General features: G+C 48.7%; 15 protein-coding genes and 1 tRNA gene. 9 read left to right on the top strand and 7 right to left on the bottom strand.

Annotation, left to right across the window (positions count from 1 at the left end; all coding sequences use genetic code 11):
• Positions 1 to 3: 3 nt before the first annotated feature.
• Positions 4 to 2,460 carry an ABC transporter permease gene (locus MAQ5080_RS10100; RefSeq protein ID WP_067209472.1) on the bottom strand — a complete coding sequence of 819 codons (2,457 nt, stop codon included), beginning with the start codon at positions 2,458 to 2,460 and terminating at the stop codon, positions 4 to 6.
• Complete coding sequence (locus MAQ5080_RS10105; RefSeq protein ID WP_067209476.1) at positions 2,460 to 3,146, bottom strand: ABC transporter ATP-binding protein; 687 nt, start codon at positions 3,144 to 3,146, stop codon at positions 2,460 to 2,462. Before MAQ5080_RS10105 ends, MAQ5080_RS10100 begins: the two co-directional genes overlap by 1 nt.
• Positions 3,147 to 3,159: 13 nt before the next feature.
• Here MAQ5080_RS10105 and MAQ5080_RS10110 point away from each other — a divergent pair, with 13 nt between their 5' ends.
• The 6 genes from MAQ5080_RS10110 (at position 3,160) to MAQ5080_RS10135 (ending at position 7,378) form a co-directional block, all read left to right on the top strand.
• The gene (locus MAQ5080_RS10110) at positions 3,160 to 3,774 is read left to right on the top strand and encodes an arylesterase (protein WP_067209479.1); all 615 of its coding nucleotides are present in this window, start codon (positions 3,160 to 3,162) and stop codon (positions 3,772 to 3,774) included.
• Between the two features lie 9 nt (positions 3,775 to 3,783).
• Positions 3,784 to 4,725, top strand: a complete 942-nt coding sequence (locus tag MAQ5080_RS10115; protein WP_067209483.1) for a D-2-hydroxyacid dehydrogenase — start codon at positions 3,784 to 3,786, stop codon at positions 4,723 to 4,725.
• A complete protein-coding gene (locus MAQ5080_RS10120; protein ID WP_067209486.1) occupies positions 4,722 to 5,450 on the top strand; it encodes an RluA family pseudouridine synthase in 729 nt (242 codons plus the stop codon). The genes MAQ5080_RS10115 and MAQ5080_RS10120 overlap by 4 nt, the downstream gene beginning before the upstream one ends.
• A gap of 9 nt (positions 5,451 to 5,459) precedes the next feature.
• Positions 5,460 to 5,804: a translation initiation factor gene (locus MAQ5080_RS10125; RefSeq protein ID WP_067209490.1), complete on the top strand. Its 345-nt coding sequence runs from the start codon at positions 5,460 to 5,462 to the stop codon at positions 5,802 to 5,804.
• 146 nt (positions 5,805 to 5,950) lie between these two features.
• A complete protein-coding gene (locus MAQ5080_RS10130) occupies positions 5,951 to 6,958 on the top strand; it encodes a GGDEF domain-containing protein (RefSeq protein ID WP_067209493.1) in 1,008 nt (335 codons plus the stop codon).
• Between the two features lie 21 nt (positions 6,959 to 6,979).
• Positions 6,980 to 7,378, top strand: a complete 399-nt coding sequence (locus tag MAQ5080_RS10135) for an acyl-CoA thioesterase (RefSeq protein ID WP_067209497.1) — start codon at positions 6,980 to 6,982, stop codon at positions 7,376 to 7,378.
• Between the two features lie 73 nt (positions 7,379 to 7,451).
• On the opposite strand, the gene MAQ5080_RS10140 is transcribed toward MAQ5080_RS10135, so the two are convergent.
• From MAQ5080_RS10140 to MAQ5080_RS10150, 3 genes are read right to left on the bottom strand one after another with little or no spacing between them, the layout of a single operon-like run.
• On the bottom strand, positions 7,452 to 8,492 hold the full coding sequence (locus MAQ5080_RS10140) for a nuclear transport factor 2 family protein (RefSeq protein WP_067332966.1): 1,041 nt from the start codon (positions 8,490 to 8,492) through the stop codon (positions 7,452 to 7,454).
• Entirely contained in the window at positions 8,485 to 8,934 is a 450-nt protein-coding gene (locus tag MAQ5080_RS10145) for a nuclear transport factor 2 family protein (protein WP_067209502.1), read from the bottom strand. Before MAQ5080_RS10145 ends, MAQ5080_RS10140 begins: the two co-directional genes overlap by 8 nt.
• 12 nt (positions 8,935 to 8,946) lie before the next feature.
• Complete coding sequence (locus MAQ5080_RS10150) at positions 8,947 to 9,942, bottom strand: LLM class flavin-dependent oxidoreductase (RefSeq protein WP_067209506.1); 996 nt, start codon at positions 9,940 to 9,942, stop codon at positions 8,947 to 8,949.
• Between the two features lie 169 nt (positions 9,943 to 10,111).
• Here MAQ5080_RS10150 and MAQ5080_RS10155 point away from each other — a divergent pair, with 169 nt between their 5' ends.
• Both MAQ5080_RS10155 and MAQ5080_RS10160 read left to right on the top strand, forming a co-directional pair.
• Complete coding sequence (locus MAQ5080_RS10155; RefSeq protein ID WP_067209510.1) at positions 10,112 to 10,795, top strand: hypothetical protein; 684 nt, start codon at positions 10,112 to 10,114, stop codon at positions 10,793 to 10,795.
• Between the two features lie 9 nt (positions 10,796 to 10,804).
• Positions 10,805 to 11,716 carry a LysR family transcriptional regulator gene (locus tag MAQ5080_RS10160; protein ID WP_067209513.1) on the top strand — a complete coding sequence of 304 codons (912 nt, stop codon included), beginning with the start codon at positions 10,805 to 10,807 and terminating at the stop codon, positions 11,714 to 11,716.
• A 50-nt stretch (positions 11,717 to 11,766) separates the two neighbouring features.
• On the opposite strand, the gene MAQ5080_RS10165 is transcribed toward MAQ5080_RS10160, so the two are convergent.
• Together MAQ5080_RS10165 and MAQ5080_RS10170 are read right to left on the bottom strand one after the other, a co-directional pair.
• Positions 11,767 to 11,854: transfer RNA gene (locus tag MAQ5080_RS10165), tRNA-Ser, on the bottom strand.
• A 71-nt stretch (positions 11,855 to 11,925) separates the two neighbouring features.
• Positions 11,926 to 12,492: a nitroreductase family protein gene (locus tag MAQ5080_RS10170; protein WP_067209517.1), complete on the bottom strand. Its 567-nt coding sequence runs from the start codon at positions 12,490 to 12,492 to the stop codon at positions 11,926 to 11,928.
• A 97-nt stretch (positions 12,493 to 12,589) separates the two neighbouring features.
• Here MAQ5080_RS10170 and MAQ5080_RS10175 point away from each other — a divergent pair, with 97 nt between their 5' ends.
• The gene (locus MAQ5080_RS10175) at positions 12,590 to 14,116 is read left to right on the top strand and encodes a coiled-coil domain-containing protein (protein WP_067209520.1); all 1,527 of its coding nucleotides are present in this window, start codon (positions 12,590 to 12,592) and stop codon (positions 14,114 to 14,116) included.
• Positions 14,117 to 14,138: the final 22 nt, after the last annotated feature.

Consider the following 14,138-nt stretch of genomic DNA (forward strand, 5'->3'; position numbering starts at 1 on the left):
TACTTAGATGGATCTCAATAAACGAATGGGCGGCACTTTTAGCACAGCTCGGCTCGCAAATACACCTATAATTGTCACAATCCCCCAGCCAGCTAACGGACCAACCAACCATAATAGCGGGTGAATCGTGACCGCCATCTCAAACACAAAATGCTGTAAGCCCACCAAGGCCAGCTCTGCACCGGCGGCACCGATCAAGCCAGCGAACAGTCCCAATGCCCCAAATTCAATTAATAACGCTTGGCGCACAATTTTCTTGGTCGCCCCCAAGGTACGCAATAAGGCGCCTTCCTCTAGGCGCTCATCCAAGGTGGAACGCACACTGGCAATCAGCACTAAGGCTCCGGCCCCCAAGATAAATGCCAATACGATTTTCAAAGCGTTTGCCAGCTGAGCAATGATGTCTTGTACCTGTCTTAACAACTCACCAATATTCAACATGGACACTGTGGGGTAATTGGCCATAAAGCGATAAAACTGAGCGGCATTGTCTTCTTTCAAGAACACACTGCTGACATAGTTCGCTTGATAATCCGACAGAACAGATTGTGGCAAGATCAAATAAAAGTTTGGCTGCATGCTCTGCCAATCCACGGTACGGATTGAGGTGATCGGCAAGGTGTAATCCAGTCCACCAATACTGATGGTCAACTCATCGCCAATGGCTACCCCCGCCTCAATGGCCGCTTCTTGCTCAATCGATACCCCTTCCGCGCTAAAGTCCCCTTCAATCACAGTGGAGCCAGAACCAATGTCGTCCGCCCAAGTGAGATTTAATTCACGTTCGACTATTTCCGGCTCATTGCGTCGATCTGGAAACAGTACTTCTGCATCTTCACCATTAATCGCGATGACACGACCACGGACCATGGGAAACCAATCCGACGACACAATTTGATTGTCCATGGTGTAGGCCTGAATACTGTCCACTTGACGTTCTTGCACATTAAACAAGTAGTGATTGGGCGTGTCTTCAGGGATCTGCGCTTGCCAATCACGGATCAAGTTACTTTGTACCCCCACCAACACCAAACTCAACATTATGATCAAGGTGAACACCAGCAACTGGAATAGGTTGGAGACCAAGCGACGATGCAAGGCCGCTAGGCCCACTTGCCAACCGGTGGTGGATTGCTTTGATAAGCGACGACTGACCGCAAACAGCCCCCACCCCACCAAGAACACTAAACCAGTTACCACGGCCAAACCAAACATCACAGTGCTTGGTAAGCGCCAGCCCCCAGCGTAAATCACCATCAAGCCGTACATGCCCACTAGACCGAAAGTAAACAAAGAGGAGGAACTGACTTGTAAGCCAGCGTTGGGCTGCAACACACGTAAAGGAGGGACATTGACAAGACGCGCCAGCAAGGGCGCACAAAATGCCAAAATGGAAATCACCGCGGTAGCCGCCCCTAGCCATAGCTTAGACAGGCTCGGTTCCGGTAACCTTGAACTCATCAAAGACGCGAGTAAATCGGCAATAAGGCTTTGAATAAGGAGCCCCAACCCAGAGCCTAAGACAATGCCCAATAAGGTGATCAGCGTGACCTGAAACACCATCAGACGTACTAGGCGCTTTGGCGTCGCGCCCATGGTTTTCATCACCGCAAACTGAGTTAAATGACGTTTCACATAGCGTGCAGACGCTAGCGCCATAGCGACACCTGACATCACCACCGCTAACGTCCCCGCCAACAATAGGAAAGATTCTGCACGATTGACCGTATTACCGATGCGCTCGCCTCGTTCGATCGGGGTACGAATGCGCTCGCCCTCCCCCAATTGCGGCGTTAACGCTTGATCGAAACGGGCTAAACGCTCTGCATCTCCGGCGTACAAGAAGGCATAGCGTACCCGTGCGCCGGGAATGATCACTTGCGTAGCAGGAAGATCTTGGGCATTCATAATGGCACGAGGGGCAATGGAAAACGCCGAGGTAGCACTGCCTGGGTCACGCACTAAAAATTGAGTCACCGTCAGCGGCGCTTCCCCCACCCGTACACTTTGACCCAGCTCGACCGACAACAAACTCGCCAAACGCGACGACAACCAAATTTCACCGCGTTCTGGCGCCTGATTGGTCGCTTGACCTGCGCCAAACAGTTGTTGATCGGTAATAAACTCGCCGCGTAGTGGATAGTTGTTCGACACCGCAGTCACCTGGGCCAATTGCAGCCCATCACCGCCGAACACCATGGATGAAAACGATGCCGTTTGCGCGGTTTCAAGCCCTGTATTCTGCGCTTGTTGCAGCCAGTCCTGAGGGATAGGATCGTCACGTCGAACACTGCGATCGGCACCGAGCAAGTTGGCCGACTGCACTTCAAAGGATTGCTGCAACCGATCGACAAACAAACCGATACCAGTGACGGTGGCCACAGACAACACTAATGCCAATAGCAGTGTCAGTACATCACCGGTTTTAAACTCCCGGATTAATAAGCGCCACGCAAACATTAGGACTCCTTCAACTCACCGTCGTGAATTTCAATTTGTCGATCACAACGTGCTGCGAGTTCTGGATTATGGGTGACCACCACTAACGTCGTGCCTTGCTGCTTGTTTAGATCGAATAACAAATCTTCGACTAACACGCCGTTCTTGCCATCCAAGTTGCCCGTCGGTTCGTCGGCAAACAGAATTTTCGGCGCGGAGGCAAACGCCCGCGCAATGGCCACCCGTTGTTGCTCACCACCGGACAGTTGTCGTGGGTAATGTTCGATACGATGAGACAGGCCGACCTTTTCTAGCAACTCTCGAGCGCGATCATCGGCCTTACGATTGCCTTTTAACTCGTTTGGTAGCATCACGTTTTCCAAAGCGGTCAAACTTGGTAGTAGATGGAAGGACTGAAAAATGAAGCCCACATAACGACCACGAAGTATCGCGCGCCCCTCTTCGTCCAGTTGCTCTAATGCTTCACCATACAAACGTATGCTGCCTTCAGTATGTTGATCTAAGCCTGCCATCAGACCCAACAAGGTGGACTTACCCGACCCTGACGCACCAATGATGGCGACTGACTCACCGTCCTTAATGTGTAGATTGATTCCTTTGAGTATGTCCAATTGACCGTTGCTTGTTGTAACGGAATGGTTAAGCTTTTCTATTGTCAAAGCCGACAATGTATCCGTGTCCTGCATAAATAGGTTGCCTATGATTTCTAAAATATGTGTTGCACTACTGTGTTTTGTTTCGCTTCTAACGTCTGCCCACGCCAATACTTTGTTGGTGTTTGGGGACAGCCTGAGCGCGGCCTACAATCTCAGACAACAACAAGGCTGGGTTAGTTTACTGAGTCAACAATTAAACAGCAGCCATCCTGATGTCAACGTGATCAACGCCAGTGTCAGTGGCGAGACGACACAAGGTGGTTTATCCCGTTTACCGAAACTACTGGACACTCATCAGCCAAATTGGGTGGTATTAGAGCTCGGCGCTAACGATGGTCTACGCGGCTACCCTCTGCAGCAAATGAAGCAAAATCTAGCGCAAATGATTGAACAATCTAAACAACAAGGCGCCACTGTACTATTGCTTGGCAATCACTTACCGAGTAACTATGGCCGCACCTACACCACTCAATTCTTCAATATTTACAAAGAGTTAGCCGAGCAACATCAAGTTGCTTATGTGCCCTTTATGCTGGAAAACGTGGCACTCAATAAATCTCTCATGCAAAATGATGGTTTACACCCTAATGCTGAGGGGCAACCTGTGGTGCTAGAAAACATCGCTCCGACCCTTGTACCCATGCTTGATAAACCATAAGGACTTACGATGAAAGCCGTATTTTTGGATCGCGGATCGTTTCCAGAAGACATCAAAATCCCCATGCCGGAAAGCGTCAAAGAAACACAGTTTTTTCATAATTGTAACCATGAGAACGTGCTTGAACGCATCCAAGACGCAGACATTGTCATGTCCAACAAGGTCATCTTATCGCGCCAAACATTAGCGCAGTGTCCAAATCTAAAGCTGGTGCAAGTGATGGCCACCGGTACCAACAACGTCGACCTACAAGCCTGCCAAGACTTGGGCATCGCCGTACAAAATGTCGCGGGCTATTCAACGGTAAGCGTTCCAGAGCACACCTTCGCCATGATGCTAGAGTTGCGCCGTAACCTCACTCGCTACCGTGAAGCCATTAAACAAGGGCGCTGGGCGGAATGTGAGTTCTTTGGCTTTCTTGACTTCCCATTGAACGATCTTGCCAACAGCACCTTGTGTCTACTGGGCAAAGGTTCACTGGGTAATCGTGTGGCAGAAATTGCACGAGCATTCGGCATGAAGGTGATTTTTGCCGAACATCGCGGCGCAGAAACCGTTCGTGATGGCTACATGGACTTTAACGAAGCGATCAAGGCTGCCGATGTGGTCAGCTTGCACTGCCCATTGACTGATAGCACACGCAATGTGATCGACAAAGACGTCTTCGCATTAATGAAACCCACAGCAATCGTCATCAACACCGGTCGTGGCGGCTTAGTCAATGAAGAAGACTTGGTCGAGGCCATCAAAACCGAGCGGATTGCTGGCGCAGGCTTTGATGTCGCTACCGTTGAGCCTATGCCGATGAATCATGTCCTGCAATCCATTGCCCACTTACCGAACTTTATCCTGACACCGCACGTTGCTTGGGCGAGCGAATACTCAATGGCGCGCCTTCTGCAGATCGCTTGTGATAATATGGCTTCTTTTATCGAACAACAGACGCAATGAGCCTAGACATCCTTCATATTGACGACGATCTCGTCGTCGTCAATAAACCCAGCGGCCTGCTGGTACACCGCACTGACCTAGCCAAACATGAACAAGATGCCGTTGTGCAGCGCCTTAATGAGCAGCTGGGGCGCTGGGTTTACCCTGTTCACCGTCTTGATCGCGCCACGTCAGGTGTGCTTGTCATGGCATTAAAAGACGATGTTGCGCGTCACCTAGGTGGGCAATTTATGGAACGCAGCACAGGCAAGAATTACCTGGCGATTGTGCGCGGCCATACTGCTAGTGACGGCGTGATCGACTACCCTCTGGCCAAGTTAAACGAAGAGAAAGGCCGCGCTCGCTTTAAAATCGAAGGCACCGAAAAAGAAGCCATCAGCCACTTTCAAACACTGGAATCTTTTCAAATCCCCGTGCCTGTCAGCCGCTACGAGCAAATGCGCCTAAGCTTGGTCAGCGTTGAACCAGAACAAGGCCGCACCCATCAAATTCGTCGCCATTTTAAGCACATCTTTCACCCTCTACTGGGGGACACACGCTATGGTTGCCGCCATCACAACCAAGCCATGCGCGATCACTGGTCTCAAGATTTACGCTTAATGTTGCACGCAGAGCAACTCAGTTTCACGCACCCTGTCAATCAGCAGCGTATTGCCGTGTCAGCACCTATGCCGGATGACATGAGCGCCCTCCTCGATTCACTCAGAACACAAACTTTCAATTAAGAGTCTATTATGAAAAATAAACTTGTTTACTCGACAGACCAAGGTCGAACCTGCCCTGAATGTGAAAACAGCTTAGATGACTGCACTTGTAATGACGGTTCCAACGTTTTGGGCTCAGGCAATGCCAAAATCCAACTGGAAACCAAAGGCCGCAAAGGAAAAGGTGTAACTTTAGTTAAAGACTTAGCCATGACGGCCGATGAGCTTAAAGTAATGGGTAAAAAATTAAAAAATCACTGTGGTGTGGGTGGCGCTGTTAAAGACGGCACCATTGAAATCCAAGGTGATCAACGTGAGAAAATTAAGGCGTTCCTAGAGAGCCAAAGCATTAAAGCAAAAATTTCTGGCGGATAATTTACACTCCCTTACAAAACCTTTGCTAAGCAACAAAGGCAAAACGCTTTACGCAAGAAAAACTTCGCTATATCAATGATTTTGTTTTGATTTTTTAAACAGTGTTGTTAAATTTATGTGAATATCAATTCACTAAAGAGGTTTGAATGCACTCCGACAGTCCACGCCAAGCTCATGCTTTGCTACACAAGGCAATTCCTCTGATGCGAAAAATGGACATCGCACCAACACCGTACAATTACGGAATATGGTATGAATATGTGCGTCAATCTTCACCTAAGCTGAACCATTTGGTCGATTTGACCATTGGTCGCTTAGGTAGCCTGCCCAGCTTTATCTCGAAAGAACTGTTTCACCAGTTTATCGTTTCAGAGGAAGCACGCTACAACAACGAGCACAAAGACAAACTTGAAGAATTGGTTAATACGGTTTCCAGTGAGACCCATACCATGTCAGCAAGCTTAGCCGAGCTGCAATCTGTGATGGATAAAAGTCGTAAGGTGTTAAATCGAGCAGACCGTCAAAAGCACCTTGATAAGGTGGTGCGCTATCTCGATCACAGCACTAAGAAAGCGATGGCCGATGCCGAACAATTTTCCAGTGCTCTAAATCAAGTTAACGCCGAAGTCTTGCAACTGAAAGCCCAGCTCGATGAAATGAAAAACAACGCTGACCTCGACCCGCTAACACAACTGCTGAATCAAAAAGGCCTTGAACGCCAGCTTTTCACCCTCATTCCAAGCTCAGAAGACGATCTGTCTTTGTTGATGCTAGACATTGATCACCTCAAAGAGATTAACAACCAATATGGCCGCCGTGCAGGAACTGCCCTTATTTGTCATATCGGTCGGATTCTCACTAGCAAGAAGCTCGACAACACCACTCTAGCGCGCCTTGATGGTGGCACCTTTGCGATCATTCTTAATGAAGCTACGCTGGATACAGCAATCGAATATGCTGAAATGTTGCGCAACCATTTAAACCAACAGCGTTTCAAGAGCCGCGCTGGGCAAGGCATTATCGAGCAAATCAAAGTGTCATTTGGGGTAGCCACTGTGATTGGCCAAGAAAGCCCCAACAACCTCATTGCTCGTGCAAGCGGTTATCTGGATAATGCCAAACGTCAGGGTCGCAATCGTACGGCCAGTCGTTAATCTGGATAGACAGTTTTTAATATGGACACCCCGCAACACATTACTTTGATTGAAGTGCGCGATTACGAGTGCGATATGCAAGGCATCGTCAATAACGCGGTTTATCAAAACTACCTAGAACACGCCCGCCATACTTTCATCAAATCCAAAGGCTTGGATTTTGCCGAGATCACCCGTGACGGTATTCACTTAGTGGTGATGCGCGCTGAGATCGATTACAAAATGCCGTTAAAAAGCGGCATGACCGTACGTATCGAAAGTCACTGCGAACCGATAAGTAAATTTAAAAGTAAATTTATTCAATCTATCTTTATAGACGAAACCAACCAATTAAGTGCCAGCGCTGTGTTCACTATCGCTTCGATTAGTGATTCCGGCCGTCCGGCGATCTATAAAGACGTGCAAAAGCTATTCAGTTAATTAGCAGACACTGAAAAAAGGTTATCACCAGACATGATAACCTTTTGCAAAATGGCCATTGGCACTTAACAAACTAGGCCGTGGCATTACCAATATCAAAAGCAGGGACACTGTGCTCGGCAAACCAACCGGTCCGGTAATCCGTCCAACAAAACTTCCACTGCCCATTAGACATCTTACGGGCTCGAAGTTGATAGTGCGCACCATAGAGCTTATTGCCATATTCATCCACTGGCCGCTCTGGAATAATGCGCCCAATAATGACTTTCACATGTCGCCCATCACCCTCTTCTTCCAGTCGCACCACTTCGGCAAAATGCTGCCAAAAGGCCGCCAGATGACGGAAGTTTTTTAGCGTACCAATCACTTGATCCTTACCCGATAGGTTGCCCACTGGGGCAAAGCCACCAGAGATATCGTCTGTATAAGAGCGATCCAGAAGCCCCATATCATTTTGATCCACGGAAAAGGCATAGCGATAATAGAGCTCGGAAATCGCCTCATGAAGATTCTCTGGTGGCTGAGCATTGGGCAATTTAGCCCATGGCGAATGCAATTCACTGACCAGCGCAGGCGCAGCAAAGCCCATCTGCCAGCCATATTGGGTCGGCACATTTTGCCAATGGGACATCAAAGAAGAATCGCCCTTTGACCAATTCACCACTAAACGAATCTCTTCCAAGCGCCAGCGGCTTTCTTGGAAACTTAGGGTCGCTACCACCGCACTACCAAACATAAAGGCGCGCGGATTCTGCTCCACTAAACCGTAAATATAAAAGCTAAAAGCGGCACGGTTCCCCTCTACAGCAACATACAAATTGGACATTTGCCCGATCATGTCTGACGCCTGCGTGTCCTCGGCCAAACATTCTTGTATCTCTTGATAACCCGTTGCTGCACCATGATGGCTACTGTGGAATTGACAGGCTGGCGTTAAATCCACAGCATCAAGACCTACATCCCGAGACATCCAAGCAGCAAGAAAGCGATGTGCCAGCTGCTTAACCGCTTGTCGATCTTGCTGATCTTGCTGATCTTGCTGATCTTGCTGATCTTGCTGATCTTGCTGATCTTGCTGATCTTGCTGATCTTGCTGATCTTGCTGATTACTCATTTGGCCACACCACATCCAACTCAGAGTGCTTAATACGCCATTCGCCGTTCACTTTGACGTATTGATCAATGTAACGGCCCAACAGCAAAAACGGATGCTGCACTTGGGGGCGATCACTAACGAAGTCTAACAAGTAACAAGTGCCGGTCGCATTGTCAGCGTCAATCAAGGTAATTTGGTGATTCGCAATGGCGTGCATAAACGGATAGTGCTGGCGATTTAAAGTATCGAAACTATGGTAAGCGTCTTTGAGGCTTTGCTTGATTTGCGCCAGCCCTTCCATACTACCAACGGTCACTTTGACCACCGCATCATCGGTAAAGACCTCCCCCATTTGCTCTGCCGCCCCCGTATCCAGAAGCTCGCTGTAACGTAATCGTAAATTGCGGATCTCTTCACGATCGATTAGAGCCATTAACTTATTAGTTTGTTCAGTATTCATTATTGTCTTCTCCTAGAACCAAGCCTTAGCAATCACATTATGAGAGTGAATGCGCTTTTCAGGATCATGAATCCATGAGTTCACCATCACCTCATCCGCCCCAGTACGCTCAACCAAACTTGTTAAACGCTCACGAATCACCTCTTCAGTACCCCAAATGGACTCACGTAGCTGATGCTTCACACGTACAGCATCACTCGGGCTCCATAAGGCATTCATGTTTTCAACTGGCTTTGGTAAGTACTGCTCTACCCCTTGGTTCAAGGATAGGAATTTCTGCAACTCCGTGGTAGCTAGGTATTCTGCCTCTTCCTGCGTGTCCGCTCCGACAGCGTTGACACAAACGATAACGTAAGGCTCTGGGAACTGCTCGGATGGCTGATAATTGGCGCGGTAATACTCAATCGCAGCATTCATGGCATCTGGGGCAAAGTGCGCCGCAAAGGCCATTGGCAAACCTTTACGAGCTGCCAGTTGCGCACTGAAGGTACTGGAACCTAACAACCAAGTTGGCACTTTCATTCCAGCACCAGGTACCGCTTTGATGCGCTTATGGGCACTCTCTTGGGAAAAGAAATACAGCAGCTCTTCTAGCATCTCTGGGAACTCAGTCCCCTTGGCGCTGGGATCACGACGTAACGCGCGAGCGGTTTCCATATCCGTGCCAGGCGCCCGACCAAGACCTAAGTCGATACGCCCTGGGTACAAAGACTCAAGCGTAGCAAATTGCTCAGCAATTACTAACGGCGCATGGTTCGGCAACATGATGCCGCCTGATCCAAGGCGAATGGACTCCGTTTTGGCACCGATATGACTAAGGATGACACTGGTCGCGGCACTGGCGATGTCCTTTAGATTATGATGCTCTGCTACCCAGTAACGTTTAAAACCAGCTTTTTCAGCAGCTTGTGCTAAACGCGTACTGTTTTCTAGCGCTTGGGCCACACTAAAGCCTTCACCGATTGGAATAAGATCCAACACTGAGAGTGGAATAGGTTGGTTAGACATGCTTTCTCCAAATAAAAACGTTTATTTGAGACGCATTGTGTTTGATAACTTTAAATCGATAAACCGAGCCAATGTATACTTTAAGGAGAAATTAATTCTACAATTAAGCTGTTATTGTGCGCTTTAACTATTCAAATATCGTTTAAACCGCCACCAAGAGAGCACTTTTATGTCCGATACAGCCATTGCAAGCGCACATCAGCATGCCATAGAGGAGATCATTCATCGTTGGTTCGCGTTCTTTGAGGGCACCACCGTTAGCGCTAAGAAACAATGCGAACTCTTTACCGAGGACGGCCAGATCGTTCACGCAGGACAGTATTTATTGGCCAATGGTCAGCAGGAAATTGAGCGCTGGCTCGACTCCGTTCCTGTCGAAATTAGCTCTCATACCATCGATGGCCTGACTATCGAAAGCCTTGCAGCCAATCAATTTCAGGCGCACTGGCAAACCGCCTATCAGTCACTGCGCGGTGCGGAGCAAGTGGGCGGCGCGCTCATCTCCTACCAAGCCTTGATCGACACGGATACGTCAGGCGCTGCCAAATTTCGTTTCATTCAAAAAACACCGATTGCCAATAATCCCAATCTTGTGTTTCAAGAAAGCTTCTCTGTTCACCGCCTAAAAGCACTGCTATGTCGCCTAGCCAAATTGATAGAATCCTTTGATATATCAGGATTTGATCAACTCAAAGTCGTTAAGGAAAACAAAGACCTATTGCTCAAGCTACTACAGACACCGAACACTCATATTGCCATGCATCACGACAGCTTATCGCTAACCACCCCCACCAAGGCGTACCCACTAGAGATCATAGAGCAACCTGGGACGTTTCCATTTTTAAAACTTTAGAGAAAAGCCATGCGTAAAACCGACCACCTAGGCAATATCACCGCGTTTGTCACCACTGCTCAGGTTGGCAGCTTTACTGCTGCAGCGGATCGACTCGGCCTAACCAAATCGGCCATCGGTAAATCCGTTGCTCGCCTTGAAGAGCGACTTGGACTAACACTGTTCCATCGCACCACTCGTAGTCTAAGCCTAACCCCCGATGGAGAGCGCTATCTGGCCAGCTGTCAAAGCGCTCTGGAAATACTAGAGCACGCCGAGCAAGAGCTGACGTCCCATATAGCCAAACCTGCCGGACGACTGCGCGTCGACCTACCCGCCGCGTTTGGACGACAAAAGATATTGCCCATACTGCTAGACATCACCAAGCAATTCCCTGAGCTTGAATTAACACTGTCTTTTAGTGAACGCTTTGTCGATTTGATCGAAGAAGGCATCGATTTGGTGGTGCGCATTGGTGAACTGGATGACAGCAGCACCTTGGTCGCTAGGCGGCTAACCACCCAGAAATTGGTGGTTTGCGCTTCCCCCAATTACCTGAAGCAATATGGCACGCCGCGCACACCAGGGGAACTCAGCCAACACAAAACCGTTGTCGGCTTTCGCCGTAATCAACCCGTCTCATGGTTACTCAAAAACTACGAAGGAGAGATAGCTAAGTTTACGCCACCTGCGACCCATGAGTTTTCCGATGGTGATGCGATGGTGACGGCCGTACTGAACGATGCTGGGGTTTCACAACTGCCAAGGTGGTTGGTCAGTCGCTACTTAGCCTCTGGAGAGCTCGTCAGCGTGCTGGACGACTTTGCTGGTGGCGAAATGCCCATCAGTGCTGTGTGGCCGAAAGGCCGCCAGCAAGTACCAAAGATTCGCTATGTAATCGATGAGCTCATTCGACATGCCGACATGGCAACCTTTGAATAACCCCAGACGCAAAAAAGCCGTTGCTTGAGACAAGCAACGGCTTTTTATAATGGCGGTGAGCAAGAGATTCGAACTCTTGATGCCTTTCGACATACACGCTTTCCAGGCGTGCTCCTTCGGCCACTCGGACAGCTCACCAAAACTTTTTGTTCGCTTAAGCGCGAAACATGGCGCGTATAATAGAGTTGAAGTTATTGAAATGCAAGCTTTTATTTACTTACAAACGACAATCTCTCATCAATCCCTGTGTCCTCGATCGGTTTCACCTCAGCGGACGCTGTGCCGACATAAATAAGCCCTACCACATGCTGGTTTTCTGACAAACCAAGCTGTTCTTTTGCCGCCTCAGTGAACACCGCAGGCCCAGTCCGCCAGATACCGGCGTAACCCAATGCATTAAGACCGAGCAAAGCTTGTTGTGCCGAGGCGGCCACCGCCATTAACTGCTCGAATTCAGGTACTTTAGGGTGCTCAACAAGGTCAGCGTAGACTAATAATATCGCTGGAGCACGGTAAGCTTTTTTGATGAAGGCGTCGGCCTTATCTTCCGTTAGTTGCTCAACTTCCGACTTTGCATGCTGCCAGTAAACTTGACCGACTTGGCTACGAGCTTCTCCTTCGTACACTTTGAAGCGCCACGGCTTTAAGTTGCCATGATCTGCAGCGCGACTTGCAGCATCAAGAATGTCACGCCATTCAGCGTGGCTTGGAGCGGGCTCGGTCAACTGATTGTTGGATACTCGATCACGCATGAAGTGCAAAAAATCTTTACTCATAGCAATAGAAATTCCGTTAATATCATTGATATACCTAACATAACCAATGTATTAAGCCTTGTAAATCTAAACGACTCTCATTTCTGGAGCAGGCATTATGGAAAAAGGAATACTTTGGCTGTTACTTGAAGCAGCCACCATTATGACAGTTGCCGCGCTGTGGTTCATCTGGCGCGGAGTCGTTTTATACAAAAAAGCCCCCAAGAAAGGTCACGACGGTGACACAGAGAATACTTCCTCTACCTCACCAGCAGCCGCAGCCGCAGCCGCAGATGATAATGAGCCTCCCCCTTTTAAAGCCCTAGCACAAGAGCTCGAGGGGCAAGCCCACCAGACGGCAGACATTTTAAAGTCAAACAGGGACTCGGATGACCTAGACCAAATCACGCGCTTAAAACTTTGGGGCACCCTCGTTAAAGCCGAACGCGCCATATTGCTCAACGAAGAAAGCAAACGCCCCAAACCGATTCTGAATCGCTTTATGGCGAGCATTATCACGTCACTGGAAAAGGTGAAATCTCGCAATTTAAGCCAACACTCACTCAGTAAAACTCTGCAAGATATTGATGAAGAATTCGTCCAGGCCAGTGAGTTACTGATTTCTAAAGAAGAGTTGATGTACAACCAGCGCGAGCTCCATCAGGAACTGCATGAAAGCATTGATCACGCCAAACAAAAGCTCAACAAGCTAAAGGTCAAAGAAAATGAGCTTGAGCGCTTAAAGTTGGAGCTTGAAAAGCAACGACAGCAAATCCACAAGCTAGAGCACCATGACAGCCACTCGGCAGGACCGTTCGCCAGCCATACGCCCCAAGAACAAGATACCGAGCCCCATTACTCGACTCGTCACTTATACCAACTAGAACGTTTATCAAAGCGGCAACAGGCCATTATCGAACACTTGCAGGCGCAATTAAAAGACTCTGAAAGCGAGCTTGGGCAGCAACAGGAACAAGACGCTCAACAGATCGCCCTGAGCCGAATGGAACGTCTATCGCAGGAATCAACCTCCCTGATCACTCAACTACAAACAGAGCTAGACAATGCTAACGTCGATATCGACACCTTAAAACAAGACATTTCTGAGCAAGAACTACAGCTCAAAGCAATGGATGCGCAAATCAAAGCGGCCGAAGGTGGCTTACTAGGTGAATTCCAAACCCTCACCTCAAACAAGCGCGACACACTTGAAGCCTTGCTCGACGACTTCGCCAGCATCAAACCGGACGACAAAGAGCAGGTAGAGCCTTTCTCCCATCAAGAAAAAGAAGTACTCAACCTCGAACAGATCCTGAAGGAGTCCGAAACCTGTGTACAACTGTTGGCGCAGGAGCTTGAAAGTGCTGAAGCAGAAAACAACAGTCTACGCGCACAAATAGAGCAAGAGTTGAAAGGCAAGGGGCGTGCCCAAGCGCAAGAAATGGGCGAACTGAATGCTCTACGGGAAGAAAATCAGGACCTGGTCACAGAAGTGCGAGACCTCAAAGACCAGATAGTCAATCAAGTGTCAGAATCCAATGAAAAAACACTACGTAACGAGTACAACAAAAAAAGCCTTGAGCTCGACCGCTTGCAGTTAGCGTACTCGGATCTAGAAAGGAAGTATTTAGGAACGCTCCGCTAACTATTTAGCGGAGCGTTTGCCA

This window comes from Marinomonas aquimarina, from assembly GCF_900089755.1.
Lineage (GTDB): Bacteria > Pseudomonadota > Gammaproteobacteria > Pseudomonadales > Marinomonadaceae > Marinomonas > Marinomonas aquimarina.

Coding starts and splice junctions, on each gene's coding strand:
- MAQ5080_RS10105 (WP_067209476.1), bottom strand. CDS start 3,146: ATGCAGGACACGGATACATTGTCGGCTTTGACAATAGAAAAGCTTAAC.
- MAQ5080_RS10115 (WP_067209483.1), top strand. CDS start 3,784: ATGAAAGCCGTATTTTTGGATCGCGGATCGTTTCCAGAAGACATCAAA.
- MAQ5080_RS10110 (WP_067209479.1), top strand. CDS start 3,160: ATGATTTCTAAAATATGTGTTGCACTACTGTGTTTTGTTTCGCTTCTA.
- MAQ5080_RS10150 (WP_067209506.1), bottom strand. CDS start 9,942: ATGTCTAACCAACCTATTCCACTCTCAGTGTTGGATCTTATTCCAATC.
- MAQ5080_RS10155 (WP_067209510.1), top strand. CDS start 10,112: ATGTCCGATACAGCCATTGCAAGCGCACATCAGCATGCCATAGAGGAG.
- MAQ5080_RS10120 (WP_067209486.1), top strand. CDS start 4,722: ATGAGCCTAGACATCCTTCATATTGACGACGATCTCGTCGTCGTCAAT.
- MAQ5080_RS10145 (WP_067209502.1), bottom strand. CDS start 8,934: ATGAATACTGAACAAACTAATAAGTTAATGGCTCTAATCGATCGTGAA.
- MAQ5080_RS10140 (WP_067332966.1), bottom strand. CDS start 8,492: ATGAGTAATCAGCAAGATCAGCAAGATCAGCAAGATCAGCAAGATCAG.
- MAQ5080_RS10160 (WP_067209513.1), top strand. CDS start 10,805: ATGCGTAAAACCGACCACCTAGGCAATATCACCGCGTTTGTCACCACT.
- MAQ5080_RS10125 (WP_067209490.1), top strand. CDS start 5,460: ATGAAAAATAAACTTGTTTACTCGACAGACCAAGGTCGAACCTGCCCT.
- MAQ5080_RS10100 (WP_067209472.1), bottom strand. CDS start 2,460: ATGTTTGCGTGGCGCTTATTAATCCGGGAGTTTAAAACCGGTGATGTA.
- MAQ5080_RS10130 (WP_067209493.1), top strand. CDS start 5,951: ATGCACTCCGACAGTCCACGCCAAGCTCATGCTTTGCTACACAAGGCA.
- MAQ5080_RS10135 (WP_067209497.1), top strand. CDS start 6,980: ATGGACACCCCGCAACACATTACTTTGATTGAAGTGCGCGATTACGAG.
- MAQ5080_RS10175 (WP_067209520.1), top strand. CDS start 12,590: ATGGAAAAAGGAATACTTTGGCTGTTACTTGAAGCAGCCACCATTATG.
- MAQ5080_RS10170 (WP_067209517.1), bottom strand. CDS start 12,492: ATGAGTAAAGATTTTTTGCACTTCATGCGTGATCGAGTATCCAACAAT.